Source organism: Roseovarius sp. YIN77 (assembly GCF_057219155.1).
Window position 1 is genome coordinate 666524 of record NZ_JBXVVI010000001.1, and the last position, 12582, is coordinate 679105.

At 54.9% G+C, this 12582-nt stretch carries 15 protein-coding genes and 1 tRNA gene; 4 read left to right on the forward strand and 12 right to left on the reverse strand.

Annotation, left to right across the window (positions count from 1 at the left end; all coding sequences use genetic code 11):
• Nucleotides 1-108 precede the first annotated feature (108 nt).
• The 12 genes from AC2D8P_RS03230 to AC2D8P_RS03285 form a co-directional block, all read right to left on the reverse strand.
• Nucleotides 109-1842 (reverse strand): ABC transporter substrate-binding protein, encoded by a 1734-nt coding sequence (locus AC2D8P_RS03230; RefSeq protein ID WP_484700393.1) that lies wholly within the window; start codon nucleotides 1840-1842, stop codon nucleotides 109-111.
• 859 nt (nucleotides 1843-2701) lie between these two features.
• Nucleotides 2702-3271, reverse strand: a complete 570-nt coding sequence (locus AC2D8P_RS03235) for a hypothetical protein (RefSeq protein ID WP_484700395.1) — start codon at nucleotides 3269-3271, stop codon at nucleotides 2702-2704.
• A 42-nt stretch (nucleotides 3272-3313) separates the two neighbouring features.
• Nucleotides 3314-3835 (reverse strand): helix-turn-helix domain-containing protein, encoded by a 522-nt coding sequence (locus AC2D8P_RS03240; protein ID WP_484700396.1) that lies wholly within the window; start codon nucleotides 3833-3835, stop codon nucleotides 3314-3316.
• Nucleotides 3835-4164, reverse strand: a complete 330-nt coding sequence (locus AC2D8P_RS03245) for a hypothetical protein (protein ID WP_484700398.1) — start codon at nucleotides 4162-4164, stop codon at nucleotides 3835-3837. The genes AC2D8P_RS03240 and AC2D8P_RS03245 overlap by 1 nt, the downstream gene beginning before the upstream one ends.
• The gene (locus AC2D8P_RS03250; protein WP_484700400.1) at nucleotides 4157-4348 is read right to left on the reverse strand and encodes a hypothetical protein; all 192 of its coding nucleotides are present in this window, start codon (nucleotides 4346-4348) and stop codon (nucleotides 4157-4159) included. The genes AC2D8P_RS03245 and AC2D8P_RS03250 overlap by 8 nt, the downstream gene beginning before the upstream one ends.
• Nucleotides 4348-4557, reverse strand: coding sequence for a helix-turn-helix transcriptional regulator (locus AC2D8P_RS03255; RefSeq protein WP_484700401.1), 210 nt, complete (start codon nucleotides 4555-4557; stop codon nucleotides 4348-4350). Before AC2D8P_RS03255 ends, AC2D8P_RS03250 begins: the two co-directional genes overlap by 1 nt.
• A 110-nt stretch (nucleotides 4558-4667) precedes the next feature.
• Entirely contained in the window at nucleotides 4668-5657 is a 990-nt protein-coding gene (locus AC2D8P_RS03260) for a hypothetical protein (RefSeq protein ID WP_484700403.1), read from the reverse strand.
• A 3-nt stretch (nucleotides 5658-5660) separates the two neighbouring features.
• Complete coding sequence (locus AC2D8P_RS03265) at nucleotides 5661-6845, reverse strand: tyrosine-type recombinase/integrase (protein ID WP_484700405.1); 1185 nt, start codon at nucleotides 6843-6845, stop codon at nucleotides 5661-5663.
• Nucleotides 6846-6994: 149 nt separating this feature from the next.
• A tRNA-Arg gene (locus AC2D8P_RS03270) sits at nucleotides 6995-7071 on the reverse strand.
• A 56-nt stretch (nucleotides 7072-7127) separates the two neighbouring features.
• Entirely contained in the window at nucleotides 7128-8519 is a 1392-nt protein-coding gene (locus AC2D8P_RS03275) for a sensor histidine kinase (protein ID WP_484700407.1), read from the reverse strand.
• Nucleotides 8520-8534: 15 nt separating this feature from the next.
• Nucleotides 8535-9953 carry a dihydrolipoyl dehydrogenase family protein gene (locus AC2D8P_RS03280; RefSeq protein ID WP_484700600.1) on the reverse strand — a complete coding sequence of 473 codons (1419 nt, stop codon included), beginning with the start codon at nucleotides 9951-9953 and terminating at the stop codon, nucleotides 8535-8537.
• A 3-nt stretch (nucleotides 9954-9956) separates the two neighbouring features.
• Nucleotides 9957-10688 carry a TVP38/TMEM64 family protein gene (locus tag AC2D8P_RS03285; RefSeq protein WP_484700409.1) on the reverse strand — a complete coding sequence of 244 codons (732 nt, stop codon included), beginning with the start codon at nucleotides 10686-10688 and terminating at the stop codon, nucleotides 9957-9959.
• Nucleotides 10689-10974: 286 nt separating this feature from the next.
• Here AC2D8P_RS03285 and rpmH point away from each other — a divergent pair, with 286 nt between their 5' ends.
• The 4 genes from rpmH to AC2D8P_RS03305 are packed head-to-tail and all read left to right on the forward strand — an operon-like array spanning nucleotide 10975 to nucleotide 12575.
• On the forward strand, nucleotides 10975-11109 hold the full coding sequence (gene rpmH / locus AC2D8P_RS03290; RefSeq protein ID WP_009574071.1) for a 50S ribosomal protein L34: 135 nt from the start codon (nucleotides 10975-10977) through the stop codon (nucleotides 11107-11109).
• Nucleotides 11110-11128: 19 nt separating this feature from the next.
• Nucleotides 11129-11548: a ribonuclease P protein component gene (gene rnpA, locus AC2D8P_RS03295; RefSeq protein ID WP_484700411.1), complete on the forward strand. Its 420-nt coding sequence runs from the start codon at nucleotides 11129-11131 to the stop codon at nucleotides 11546-11548.
• Nucleotides 11545-11784, forward strand: a complete 240-nt coding sequence (yidD, locus tag AC2D8P_RS03300) for a membrane protein insertion efficiency factor YidD (RefSeq protein WP_484700413.1) — start codon at nucleotides 11545-11547, stop codon at nucleotides 11782-11784. Before rnpA ends, yidD begins: the two co-directional genes overlap by 4 nt.
• Nucleotides 11781-12575 carry a gamma-glutamyl-gamma-aminobutyrate hydrolase family protein gene (locus tag AC2D8P_RS03305; protein WP_484700415.1) on the forward strand — a complete coding sequence of 265 codons (795 nt, stop codon included), beginning with the start codon at nucleotides 11781-11783 and terminating at the stop codon, nucleotides 12573-12575. Before yidD ends, AC2D8P_RS03305 begins: the two co-directional genes overlap by 4 nt.
• The last annotated feature ends 7 nt before the right edge of the window (nucleotides 12576-12582 follow it).

A 12582-nucleotide genomic window follows, 5' to 3' on the forward strand; every position in this document is an offset into this window, starting at 1 on the left:
TGGTCATTACCTTGGTTTTCCCGTGCTCGGCGGGTTGTAAATGGCCGGACTCAGGAAGAGATCCGGCCATTCCCGACCCAATGGTTTACGTTGGATCGGTTGAGTTTCCTACTGGTTCCAGCGGGCGACTAGATCATCGTAGTTGACCGTCTCACCTTGCGGTTTCTCATTGTCCAGCTTGGCCTTTGCACCACCATTGCCGAGCCATTCCGAAGGATCTTTTTCCTCGTTCAGTCGCGGCCCACAGCCACCGTATACATTCGCGGCTTCGTCAGCTGCTTGCATCCGGGCCATGGTGATGTCCATTTCTTCGGCCAGACGATCCATAGCTTGCTGAGGTGTAAACGCACCAGAGTTCACATCCCCGATCTGTTGCCACCAAATCTGTGCCAACTTTGGGTAATCTGGAACGTTGATACCTGTCGGAGACCAAGCAACGCGGTCAGGTGAGCGGTAAAACTCAACCAATCCGCCCAGCTTCGGGGCGCGTTCGGTAAACGATCCATGGTTAACGGTGCTATCGCGTGTGAAGGTTAGTCCAACATGAGATTTCTTCACATCAACAGTTTTGGATGTAACAAACTGAGCGTAGAGCCATGCCGCTTGCGCGCGATCCGAAGGCGTCGACTTCAGGAAAGTCCAAGACCCCACATCCTGATAGCCAACCTTCTGACCCTCTTCCCAATATGGACCATGGGGAGATGGGGCCATACGCCACAGCGGATTGCCATCTGCATCCACCGTGTTGTTGCCCTCGGCCTGTGGTTTGACCATGTCCGCTGTAAAGGCTGTGTACCAGAATATCTGTTGGGCCACATTACCTTGTGCAAGCGCGGGTAACGATTGGTAGAAATCATAGCTGGCAGCACCTGGAGGGGCATAGTTTCTCAGCCATTCGTCCCATTTGCGGATCGCATAGACCGCGGCCGGACCGTTGGCGGCACCCCCACGAGACACGGATGCACCGGCGGGGTTACATGATCCCGCTTCCATCCGGATACCCCATTCATCGATCGGGATGCCGTTTGGCTCGCCCTTTGAGCCGGTACCAGCCATCGAAAGCCAGGCATCAGTCATCCGCCAACCAAGGTCAGGGGCGCGCTTTCCGTAGTCCATGTGGCCAAAAATACGAACACCGTCGATTTCCTGAACATCGTTCGAAAAGAACTCAGCAATATCCTCGTAGGCCGACCAATTTACCGGAACACCCAAGTCGTATCCGTATTTTGCCTTGAATTGCGCCTGCAAATCCGGATTGTCAAACCAGTCTTTGCGGAACCAGTAAAGGTTCGCAAATTGCTGATCGGGCAGTTGGTAAAGGTTGCCATCCGGCCCGGTCGTAAATTGGATTCCCATAAAATCGCCCAGATCAAGCGTTGGCGATGTTGTGGCTGACCAATCACCTGCCATCTGTTCCGTCAGGTTATAGGCCAGTTGTAGGCGAGAATGAGTGCCGATCAGATCGGAGTCATTCACGTATCCATCATAAAGGTTGCGTTGGGTTTGCATTTGCGTCTGAACCGCCTGCACAACTTCACCTTCACCGAGGATTTGGTGGTTGACCTTAATGCCTGTGATTTCTTCAAACGCTTTGGTCAGGACTTCTGATTCATAGCCATGTGTCGGAATACCTTCCGACAAGACGTTAATCTCCATGCCCTGGTATGGTCCAGCAGCTTCAATAAACCACTCCATCTCAGACATTTGTTCATCTTTTGACAGTGTGGATGGCTGGAATTCTTGTTCAATCCATTTCTGGGCTGCTGCTGCATCAGCAAAAGCAGTCCCATGCCCCGCGATGACAGCAATCGCAGCCGTCGCGGAGAGCAGATACTTACGCATCTCGTATCCTCCCAAAATTTATATATGAGTCGGCGGTCACCAACTGCAATAACGGTAGTCTTAAGGCTCCGCCGATGTCAAACTAAATATTTAGTAGATAGATATGTGTTAAGTTTGAAATGGTTATCAAAACTTCACACCTGACTGCTTAGCCCGCACACCATAGTAAGCTTGATTATTAGAACAACTGCTGCACTTTTAATCGAACTATCGTGATATACTTGGCGCCACATTGTACACACAGCAATGCAGCGAGAATAATTCGTGTCTTTAGCAATGACTACATCCTGCTCATTGAAAGTGTATTCAGAGACGTGGGCAAAAGCCCAATCCAAAGCATATTTCATCGATGGCGGACATTTGTTCAAATTTCGGTAGTCGTCATTGTGGGCTGACTGGTTCTCAAACCGGTCATTAGCCGCGTAATGAATAATTGTCCGCAATGCTTTCCAAGCTGTCAGTTATATAGACTAATCGATGTCTAGAGCCCCAATAAATTGGAGATTTGAGAAATATGTAGTGGTACACTTTGTGGTATTATATGTTCCTCGATAATTTCCTCATATTTATTTCAATAATTTGAACGATAGATAACGCGGACTACATCTCCGCCGCGCCTCACTTCGCACCCAGAATCCGCGCGATCTCGTTTATCTCTTTCCGCACCTCCACCCACTCATTTGACCTCATTCCATGCTTGTAGGCGGGATTGGCTTTTCCTGCACCATGCCCACCTCTTGCGCCATGCATGCGACAGACGGTCCAGCCGCGAACGGCGGGATTTTTGCATAGAAGACCAGAGCGCTTGGAATGTGCTGTGCATCTGGGCGCCGCATGCGCCTTTTGCATGGGGTTGGCGTCATGTTTCATCCTGGCCCCTCCCCCCGGTCTCAACATTGCCGACAATTGCCTGGCCGCCATCCCCGACATTCACGTGCTGAACCGTGACTGTCTGTTTGCCACCAGTGCGATGCTTCCGCAGCGCTTCCATCTGAGAGACATAGGCACGGGCCAGCTTGGTGTAGCCTGCGTAATGCGTCTTCACCTGTTCCACGTTCTCTGTATGCGCAAGCCATCGGCCAGATCGGATCATGGCGACATGGGTTGCTGCCATCTGAACCGCCAGCATTCGCTCGAACGCGTCACGGGGTTGAATCTCTGCAACCGCTGCCAGCATAAAGCTGCGCTCGTCATTGCCAGCAAACTCATCACTGGCCTCATTGCTTTTCAAAACTTTCATGCATTGGCTCAGAAGCGCTTCAGCCATTTCCGACAACTCTGTGCCAAATATGGTTTTCAATGAATCCTCCGCATGAAGGGCGACTTGCTGACCCTCACTCGGGCTGCCACTTAGGGTCACGCCCAGTGTCTGTCCTTGATTGTCGGAGTTCTTCATCTCTGCTGCCTCAGTCTGCTTTTTACCCGTCATGTGCCTCTTGCCTTTCTCCTGCCCTGTAGGGGAGTGGTATTATTAGTGTTCCGTTTCAGAACCGAAGGAGTGGTCTAAAATGGCCCTGACGGGTTCTGATACGGAACCATGAGCGGGTCTTGGGTTCTCAAACGGAACCACCGAGGACCCTGACGGTTCCGTTTCAGAACCGCGTTTTGTTTTTTTCGGCCGCCAATGGCGCCAATCGTTGGTCGCGCTTTCCTTGCCTTTTGCCCGTTGCGTGGGCTTCGTGGTCAGCCGCCAGCGATGGGCGCGGCGGTGATACCAGTTGCCTTCTTCCTCCAGCGCCAGGAAGCCACGATCCTCCAGCTCCTGATAGGCGCGCTGCACCGTTGCCTTCCCCATCCCGAGCAATTCACCTGCCTCAGCGAATGACAGCGACAGCTGCCCATTGTTGCCACCATGAAAGCGCGTGTGCAGTTCAAACCACAGCCGCACTGCATTGCCGGACAGGGACCGCCACGCGGCGCTTTTCAGCATCGCGTAGGGGATCGTTACATACTGACCCTCGTCAGAGCGTTTGCCTTTCCTCTTGCCTGCCATCAGCGGCCTCCAAACGTGGAAGGCAGGCATTCCAGTTCCGGCCAAGATCCACTGCCATCACCGTGAAGGCACGGCCAAAGCCGCAAAAGGGTCTTGCGGCTGCGGCAGTAGGCAAGACTGTCCCACCGAACCGTGCCGTGCCGTACACCGGCCCTGCGCTGGATAATCCACTGATGGTTATCCTTGCAGATGATCACCCGGTATTTGTCTGACCGGATGATGACCGAATGATAGTCATCAGCGCTTTCCCGGTGGCTGGTGGCGGAACGGGCGACCCGATCAGATCCTTGAGCACCGGGGCGTAATTCATTTGGCTTCAACTCAGTCATACTGGATTGCCCCCTTGCGAATGCGAAGAGGCTCAACCGAATTGGTGCCCGGGCACAGATAGAAGCGTTTGCGGATTTCAGTTGCAGGATGGGGGCGTTTTCTGGCATCAGATGAGGTGTCTAGTCTGGCATCCAATGTCAGCAGAAAAGCCCCGGCACCGCATGCGGAGTTGGGGTTTTTCATTAGGCGGCCTCACTGCTGGGATCGATACGCCGGGCGTTCAGCCAGGCATTCAGGTCCGCACCGTGATAGGCGATGCGTCGGCCAATGCGGATGAACGCAGGTCCGACATTACGGTGCCGCCACTGTGCGAGTTTTTCCCGGCTGCCCAGAACATCCAGTTCCGGATCGCCAAGCATATAGGTACGATTACTGTCGAAGATTTCTGCCATCAGCTGGTCCTTTCGGATTGGTTGCGATGGCTCCCAATTATGGGCAGATTCTGTGAACTGTCACCAGTTTTTTCCGACCGCTTAAGCGCTTGCGCAGTAGGAGAAATCGCTTAAGCGTTCGTTCTGAAAACGGCTTCGTACCTTGACTTGAATGGTTCAAGAGAACGCAACGTGACTTCGTAGTCTTCTTGTGCCTTTTTGCTCCGAGGCATAGTTCGAACTTTCTTAGAATTCTTATAAGCCTGAGCCAAGATCATTTGCTCCGGAATGTCAGGATAATGACTTCCCAGTCGCTCAATTTCTGACATGAAGCACTCGAGATTTTTGAGCTTTTTTTGCGATGACGCAGCACCACTCGCTTGTGTTCGCAAAGCTTGCGTCGCTACGCTTCGCTCACCTTTTTCGACTAAATCCTCGAACCGGGTTTTCGAGCGATACTCGCTTTGCAATTGTCCCGCCAAGAAGCCTAAATCAAACCCCTCGCCAAAAAGATCGTCTAGCTCTTTTCGTCCATTTGGACCTGTATCGTAACTATCTTTCAGCTCTTCATCAGAGCAATCTCGAAGCACCCGCCTCATTTCGCGTTTCAAATGAATACAGCGCAGCAAAGTAACGAGAGTGTGCGATTCCCAAAATGGCAAAGCATCAAGTTTGTCTTGGTCCATCTCATCCGCTACCGCGGCGGAAAAGTCTTCAGATGCATAGACCTCGAAAGGGTCGATACCCAAAGCTCGGTAGATCTCAGCCTCAAAGGTTTGTTCTGCTGCGGACGAAGAGAAGAAGGAATCAGGAAAGTGAAAGAAAGCGATTAAAAATTCAAATACAGAAGAAAAAGGTTGGAGATCCTCCTTATCAATTGTCGACTTGATGAAAGTAACACCATGGCGGAAGGCGGCCCAAATTACATCTTCTTTGCACCCTTCAAAACCGCACAAACAGGGAGTAATCGAAAAGAAAGTTTCTAAGCCGCTTTCACGTTGGCTTAAATGCAATGGCCCATTTTTCAAAATTGCCGATTTAAGGGCCTCAAAGTCGATTTCACCGAATATGAGATTCTTGTCAGCAGGAATGCTTTCAAATTCACAATCGCTATTTATCATATTCTACTTTCCTACCTCGCCCATACCAACAAACCCCGCCCACTCTTCCATCAGCGCCCGTCGCCGTTCCAACAAATCCGACCGCGCATAGGCGCGCTCAACGTCTGAGCCGACCTGATGGGCGAGAGCGGCCTCCGCCAGCTCTCGCGGGGCATTGGTGGCCTCTGCGGCCCAGTCGCGGAAGGAACTGCGGAACCCGTGTACTGTAACATCTTTGATCCCAATCCGGCGCAACAGCATCAACATCGACATGTTGGACAGCGGCTGATGGCGACGCTGGCCTTCAAACACATAGTCAGATGCCATGGCCTTCAACGGTTCCAGGATCGATAGCATTTCATCTGTCAGAGGAACCCGATGGACTGCCCCGGTTTTCATACGCTCGGCTGGGATCGTCCAAATCCGGGCGTCAAAATCCACCTCCGGCCATGTCATCTCCAATACCTCAGACGTGCGGCTGGCCGTCAGTATAGTGAACCTCAGCGCCTTCGCCGCCATCGCACTACGGCTTGTCAGATCCGCATAGAAGGCCGGCACATCCCGCCAATCCATCGCATCGTGGTGCTGCACCTTGGCTTTGACCGTTGGCAGCACCTTCGCATCACGAATAGCGGTTACCGGGTTTTCACCGGATCTGAACCCCTTCGACTTCGCCACATCTAGAACCGTCTTGATCCGCTGCGCCAGCCGCTTGGCCGTTTCGTGCTTGTCTGTCCATATCGGCGACAGGCACATCAGCACCTCTGGCTGTTCAATACTGTCTACCGGCATGCGCCCGATCTTGGGGAAGGCATAATCCCGCAAGGTGTTCAGCCATTGCTGACCATGCTTGGCGTTTTTCCATGTGGGAAGACGATCTATATGAACCTGACGGCTTAGTTCCTCGAAATTGGGCACTTCCTGAGTGGAATTAAATCGGGGGTTCAGACCCGCCTTGGCCATGCGTCGATATTCCAGCGCCCGTTCCCGCGCCTGATTCAGTGTCACCACATCTGCGCCGCCTAGACCGAAGTCTGTGCGCAGCGGCGCACCCTTGCGATTCTTCTGCCCTTTGACGGTTACCCTGACAATCCAGCGCCGTGCGCCCGATGGATCAACAACCAGATACAGGCCCGATCCGTCCCCATGACGCCCCGGCCCCAGATTCTCCACCAGCTTCTTTGTCAGCTTTCCGCCCAGCGCGGCCATCAATCATACCACAATAAATACCACTCAAGGAAAGTATACGGGTGTAATTGAGTAAAAGCCAATGAAATAACAGAATGCAGAAATACCCATATAAATATGGTGTATTGGTAACTTAATGATGGTGAGGAAAATTGTATAAGAGGGGGAAGTGGCGGACCGAGGAGGATTCGAACCCCCGACCCCTTGATTCGTAGTCAAGTACTCTATCCAGCTGAGCTATCGGTCCGTGAGGGCGGGGTTTAGACCCACCTGTCGGGCTTTGCAAGGGATAATTCGCAGAAATTACGCATCAAGATCACCTTTCGGAAGGCGGATGATAAAGCGTGTTCCTGTCGCGCCGGTTTCCAGCAATTTCAGCGATCCACCATGGCCCCGGATCAGTTCCTGCGCGATGGCCAGCCCCAACCCGGTGCCGCCTTTGCGAACCCCGCCCTGAAAGGGTGTGAACAGGTTTTCACGCGCTTTTGCCGGCAGTCCCGGGCCGTTATCGGCAACAATAATGGCCCAATCAGACGTATCCTCTTGCGCCTGTACAGAAACGGCGCCCTCGGCCCCTGTTGCCGCCATCGCCTGACGCGCGTTGCGTACAAGGTTGGACAAAACCCGGTGCAATTGTTCAGAATCGGCCCGAACCATCATGCCGTCCGGGATCGTTTCATTGAACTGGATCGCTGCGCTGTCGACAGCCAACCTTTCGCTATCCAACACGTCGCGCACCAGGTCATCCAGCGAAATCATGTTCAGCTTGGGCGCTGGTTCTTCGGCCTTGCCAAAGGCCAATGTGCCCTCGCACAGATTGACCGCACGGGTAATGGAATTCACCAGTTTTGGTGCTGTTTTCTGCACCGCCGGATCCTCACTCATATCCATCCGGTCGACCATCAACTGAGCGACCGTCAGGATGTTCCGCAGATCATGGCTGACCTTGGCAACAGCACCCCCCAATTGCGCCAGACGTTCCTTTTGTTTCAGGGCATGGGTCAGCTCACGCTGCATGGAGTTCAGGGCGTCCTCTGCGGCGCGAAGCTCGACGATGCCGGAATCGGGCATAATGATCCTGCGGGCATCTTCAGGGGCTGCCGCATAGGACTGCATGGCCTCGACCACCCGCTGGATGGGTCGCACGATCGAGGACCTGACCACCCAAAACAACATCCCTGCCGAAATCAGTGAGATGAACAGGGACAGAAAGAAGATGTTGCGCCCATAGATCAACATCGCCTGGCGCAGCTCTTCGGTTTCCATGGTGACTTCGATCTCGACCCCGGCCTCGCGCACCGGCATCCCGATCACCCGGACCATTTTGTTTTCCGGTGTCGCCAGACGGATCAGCGCATCGCGGATCAAAACCCATGGGCTGGCATCACGCAGGTCATAATGGTGCTGCACGGGCCAGGGCACCTCAGACGCCAACGCCAGTTGCCGCGTGTCATCGCGGTGCAGGATCACGTTGTAAACGCCTGCGTTTTTCAGCAGTTCATATTCCAGCTCTGGTTCCAGCATATCTTCGGCCAAGAGCGTCAGCGACGCGATCTGCGCCCGTTCCAGCCTGAGCAGCAGGAAATCCTCGCGAAAACGCGCGACCGATGGCACAAAGATCAGAACTTCGGCCAGCATGACGAAAACGATCGTCAGGATCAGGAACCGGCCGGATAGTGTTCTAAAGAACCGCATGCCCCCTCCCCTTTGTTATGGCAACCAGCGTTGGACAAAGCGGACCACCGCCTTGACCTTCGCACTCTCAAACAGCCGAGGTGAATAGTAGGCCCCGGCGACACGCTTGTTAATCTCGCCCAGCGTTGGATACGGCGCAACCATATTCGCAACCGCCCCGATTTTGAGCTTGTTTGCGATCACCAGTGCCCAAATGCCGATCAGCTCGCCAGCTTGTGGCCCCACAATGGACGCGCCGACCGGGCGGCCCTTGACCACCATCACCTTGATCAGGCCGGTTGTTTTGCCCTCGGTTATGGCGCGGTCATTACCGGAAAACTCGAACCTTGCGACCTCCAACTTATCGTCATGCACCTCTCTTGCTTGGGCTTCGGTCAGACCAACCTGCGCGATCTCAGGATCAATATAGGTGGCCCAGGGGATGTGATCGACCCGTGCCTTGGACGGCAGGCCAAACAGCATGGATTTGATCACCACGCCGGCATGATACCCCGCCACATGAGTGAAATGCAGCGCCCCCGCCACATCGCCCACGGCATAGACCCGGCGGTTTGCGGTGCGCAAGCTGTCATTCACCTTCACCCGCCCACGGTCCGTTTCGACGCCTGCGGCTTTCAGATTCAGTTTGTCGGTGTTGGGTTTGCGCCCCACAGCCATCAACAAATGTGATCCTTTGAAGATGCGGCCATCTGTGGCCTCAATCTCTATCGCCCCTGCCTGTCCGCGGATTTCTGCGGCCATCGCATCTTCTGCAATCTCGATCCCTTCGGCCTGCAAACTGTCCAATGCAATCGCCGCCAGTTCGGGGTCGTCTTTGTGCAGGGCTTTCAGCCCCTCGATCACCGTAACCTTGGACCCAAGACGCCGATGCGCCTGTGCCATTTCCATACCGATCGGCCCGCCACCAATGATCAGCAGATGTTCGGGCCGTTCGCGGTTTTCAAAGATGGTTTCGTTGGTGTCATAGGGAATGCTTTCCAGCCCAGGAATCGGGGGGATTAGGGGGGATGACCCCGTGGCAATCACAAAGCGGCGCGCAGTGATCACGGTGTCACCTGCCTGAACCTCGCGGTCTGAGATAAAGTGCCCGTATTCCGTGATGACCTTGACGCCCAGCCCCTCAAACCGTTCCACCGAGTCATGCGGGGCAATGGTGTTGATGACGTTGGAAACATGATCCTTGGCGGCTGCGAACTCGACCTCTGGTGCGACAGGGCGCACGCCGTAGGGCGCGCCGGTTTCCATTGCATGGGCGGCCTTACCCGCCGCGATCAACGCTTTGGAGGGCACACAGCCATAGTTCAGGCAGTCCCCACCCATCTTGTGACCCTCGACCAGGACGACTTTCGCCCCCATCTGCACGGCGCCTGAGGCAATCGACAACCCGCCGGAACCACCACCAATGATACAGATATCAGTCTTGATCCGCTCCACCACTCAAACCCCCTTCTTGCCAAAGGCTTTTAGCACGATCGGCAATGCGGCCAACGCACACAGACCCAAAATCGGCAGCAGGATATGCGGCTCAAAGATGACCCTGAGGTTGGGGGTTTCACCGGCTGCAAAAACTTCGCCCAGTCCTGCGCCCACAGAGGTGTAGACGATACCGCCGGGTATGATGCCCAAAAAGGTCGAAACCACAAAGCGTGACAGCGGCACCCCCACCAGCGCGGGCACCAGATTGGCGACAAAAAAGGGCACTGCCGGCACCAGTCGGATCAGAAACAGCATCGACCATTGGTTTTCGTCAATGCCATCCTTGATCTTTTTCACGGCTCCGTCAGATGCTTCCATCTTGGCCGCCAGTTTTTCACCCAACCCCCAGCGCGCCGCCATGAATATGGCTGTGGCCCCGATGGTTGCGGCGACAATATTGAACAAGGCGCCGGGGAAGACACCAAATAAAAAACCCCCAGTCAGGGTCGCGATCGTGGCACCCGGCAATGAGAACGCCACAATCACCACGTAGATCGAAATGAAGCCTAAAACCGTCAGCACAAAATGACTGTCGCGAAAGGCGGTCAGCATTTCCCGGTTTTCGGTCAGAGCCTGAAAACTCAGATGATCGCGAAGCGTGAAAAACCCAATAACGGCAGCCACAATAATCACGATCAGCGGCAGGGCGCGTCGCAGACCATTATTCGGCACATTCTGTGTCATATCAGTCATCTCGTTATAGTCCTGTCCCTTGTGTACTCTGCGCAGAACATGATCACCAAGGCCACCACCTGAAAGGCTCTTCACAGTTGCTTGAACCGGGGTGATTGCAGTTCAGGTGTTTTTGGCGCTATGTGTCAGGGCCTGTAACATTTCACCGCAAAAACAGCGAAATATGTTGCAGAAAAGCTGACACATGCGAATTGACTTCTGTCTGCAAACCCCCTAAATCCCGGCTTCGAACACTGACGTCCCCGAATCCAATGGTTTTGGGGGACCAATCTGACGGAGACGGGCGATGAAACGCACCTACCAACCTTCTAATCTGGTTCGCAAGCGGCGCCACGGCTTCCGTGCTCGCATGGCAACCAAAGCTGGCCGCAAGATCCTGAACGCACGTCGTGCGCGCGGTCGCAAGTCGCTCTGCGCATAAGCGAGACGACAAACAGGCTATGACACCGCCGGAGGCCCCCGCGAAAGGCAAGACTGCCGGGTACGCGGAACGGCCCCCGGCGGTTTCCGTTTGTCTGGAGGTTTTGAAAAACCGCCCGGATTTTCTGCGCGCCGCCCGCGCCAAACGCAAACCCATGCCCGGTTTTTTGTTGCAGGCGCGAAAACGCGGCGACGATGAAACCGCTGACACGATCCGCGTCGGTTTCACCTGTTCGAAAAAGGTTGGCAATGCCGTGGCCCGCAACCGCGCCAAACGGCGCCTGCGCGAAATCGCCCGCCTGACCCTGCCCGCCCAAGGGCGACCCGGCTGGGATTATGTGCTGGTGGGCCGCCCGACGGAAACAGCCAACCGGCCGTTCCCGGAACTGCTGAGCGATCTTGAAACCGCCTTGCGCAAAATCCACGCAGACGACAGATGACCCCGCTTGCCCATATCGTTGCCCTGCCCGTCCGGGCTTATCGGCTGCTTTTGTCGCCATGGGTCGGCCATGGTTGCCGCTTTCAGCCGACCTGTTCGGCCTATGCGTTGGAAGCGTTGGCCAAGCACGGCGCGATCAAGGGCAGTTGGCTAACTGCCAAACGCATTGCGCGCTGTCATCCCTGGGGTGGCAGCGGCGTAGATAATGTTCCACCCAACACACGTGACAATCCATGACAGCCCCTATTATTGGCATCACCACCTACGGCCGCGCAGAGAAGGCCGTTCTTTCTGACGATTACGACAGCTATTTTGTCATGCCGACGGATTTCACCGATGCCGTTCGCCGGGCCGGCGGCGTGCCGGTGCTGTTACCCCCCGGCGAGGCGCATATCGAGCGCTGGCTTGATATCGTCGATGGCATCATCGTCACGGGTGGCACGGATATTGATCCTGCTCGCTATTCAGACGATTTTGCCAATTCAAACGTCCTGCCCGCCAATGCAGAGCGGGACGAAAGTGAAATTACCCTTGTGCAGAAGCTGCTCGCCCGACGTGACATTCCGGTTTTGCTGGTGTGCCGCGGCATCCAGATCCTAAACGTTGCGATGGGCGGCACGTTGATCCAGCACATTGCCGATCTGCACCCGGAAAACATCCATCAGGGCAAAGGGACGATCTGGACCATGCAGGAGCAGAGCGCGCTCCCAAACTCATTGCTATCCCTCGCGACAGGGCGTGACCGGTTTGCCGCCATGTCCGGCCATCATCAGGGCGTGGATCAAATCGGCCCTGGCTTGATTGCGACCTCATATGCCCCGGACGGAATTGTCGAGGCGCTGGAACATGTCGATCACCCTTTCTGTCTGGGCGTTCAATGGCATCCCGAATTGACCGCCGCAACAGATCACACCCAGCAGGCCATTTTTGATGCGTTGGTTTGGGCGGCATTCGAAAACGGCGCAGATCTTCCCGACACTGTCACGCGTTTGCACCACCGACGTAATACCGACGCAATACCGGCGTGATGCAGCG

Bases quoted from the DNA above. Each gene is read 5' to 3' on its own strand.
- AC2D8P_RS03230 (WP_484700393.1), bottom strand. From the start codon at position 1,842: ATGCGTAAGTATCTGCTCTCCGCGACGGCTGCGATTGCTGTCATCGCG.
- AC2D8P_RS03235 (WP_484700395.1), bottom strand. From the start codon at position 3,271: ATGACGGGTAAAAAGCAGACTGAGGCAGCAGAGATGAAGAACTCCGAC.
- AC2D8P_RS03240 (WP_484700396.1), bottom strand. From the start codon at position 3,835: ATGGCAGGCAAGAGGAAAGGCAAACGCTCTGACGAGGGTCAGTATGTA.
- AC2D8P_RS03245 (WP_484700398.1), bottom strand. From the start codon at position 4,164: ATGACTGAGTTGAAGCCAAATGAATTACGCCCCGGTGCTCAAGGATCT.
- AC2D8P_RS03250 (WP_484700400.1), bottom strand. From the start codon at position 4,348: ATGAAAAACCCCAACTCCGCATGCGGTGCCGGGGCTTTTCTGCTGACA.
- AC2D8P_RS03255 (WP_484700401.1), bottom strand. From the start codon at position 4,557: ATGGCAGAAATCTTCGACAGTAATCGTACCTATATGCTTGGCGATCCG.
- AC2D8P_RS03260 (WP_484700403.1), bottom strand. From the start codon at position 5,657: ATGATAAATAGCGATTGTGAATTTGAAAGCATTCCTGCTGACAAGAAT.
- AC2D8P_RS03265 (WP_484700405.1), bottom strand. From the start codon at position 6,845: ATGGCCGCGCTGGGCGGAAAGCTGACAAAGAAGCTGGTGGAGAATCTG.
- AC2D8P_RS03275 (WP_484700407.1), bottom strand. From the start codon at position 8,519: ATGCGGTTCTTTAGAACACTATCCGGCCGGTTCCTGATCCTGACGATC.
- AC2D8P_RS03285 (WP_484700409.1), bottom strand. From the start codon at position 10,688: ATGACTGATATGACACAGAATGTGCCGAATAATGGTCTGCGACGCGCC.
- rpmH (WP_009574071.1), top strand. From the start codon at position 10,975: ATGAAACGCACCTACCAACCTTCTAATCTGGTTCGCAAGCGGCGCCAC.
- rnpA (WP_484700411.1), top strand. From the start codon at position 11,129: ATGACACCGCCGGAGGCCCCCGCGAAAGGCAAGACTGCCGGGTACGCG.
- yidD (WP_484700413.1), top strand. From the start codon at position 11,545: ATGACCCCGCTTGCCCATATCGTTGCCCTGCCCGTCCGGGCTTATCGG.
- AC2D8P_RS03305 (WP_484700415.1), top strand. From the start codon at position 11,781: ATGACAGCCCCTATTATTGGCATCACCACCTACGGCCGCGCAGAGAAG.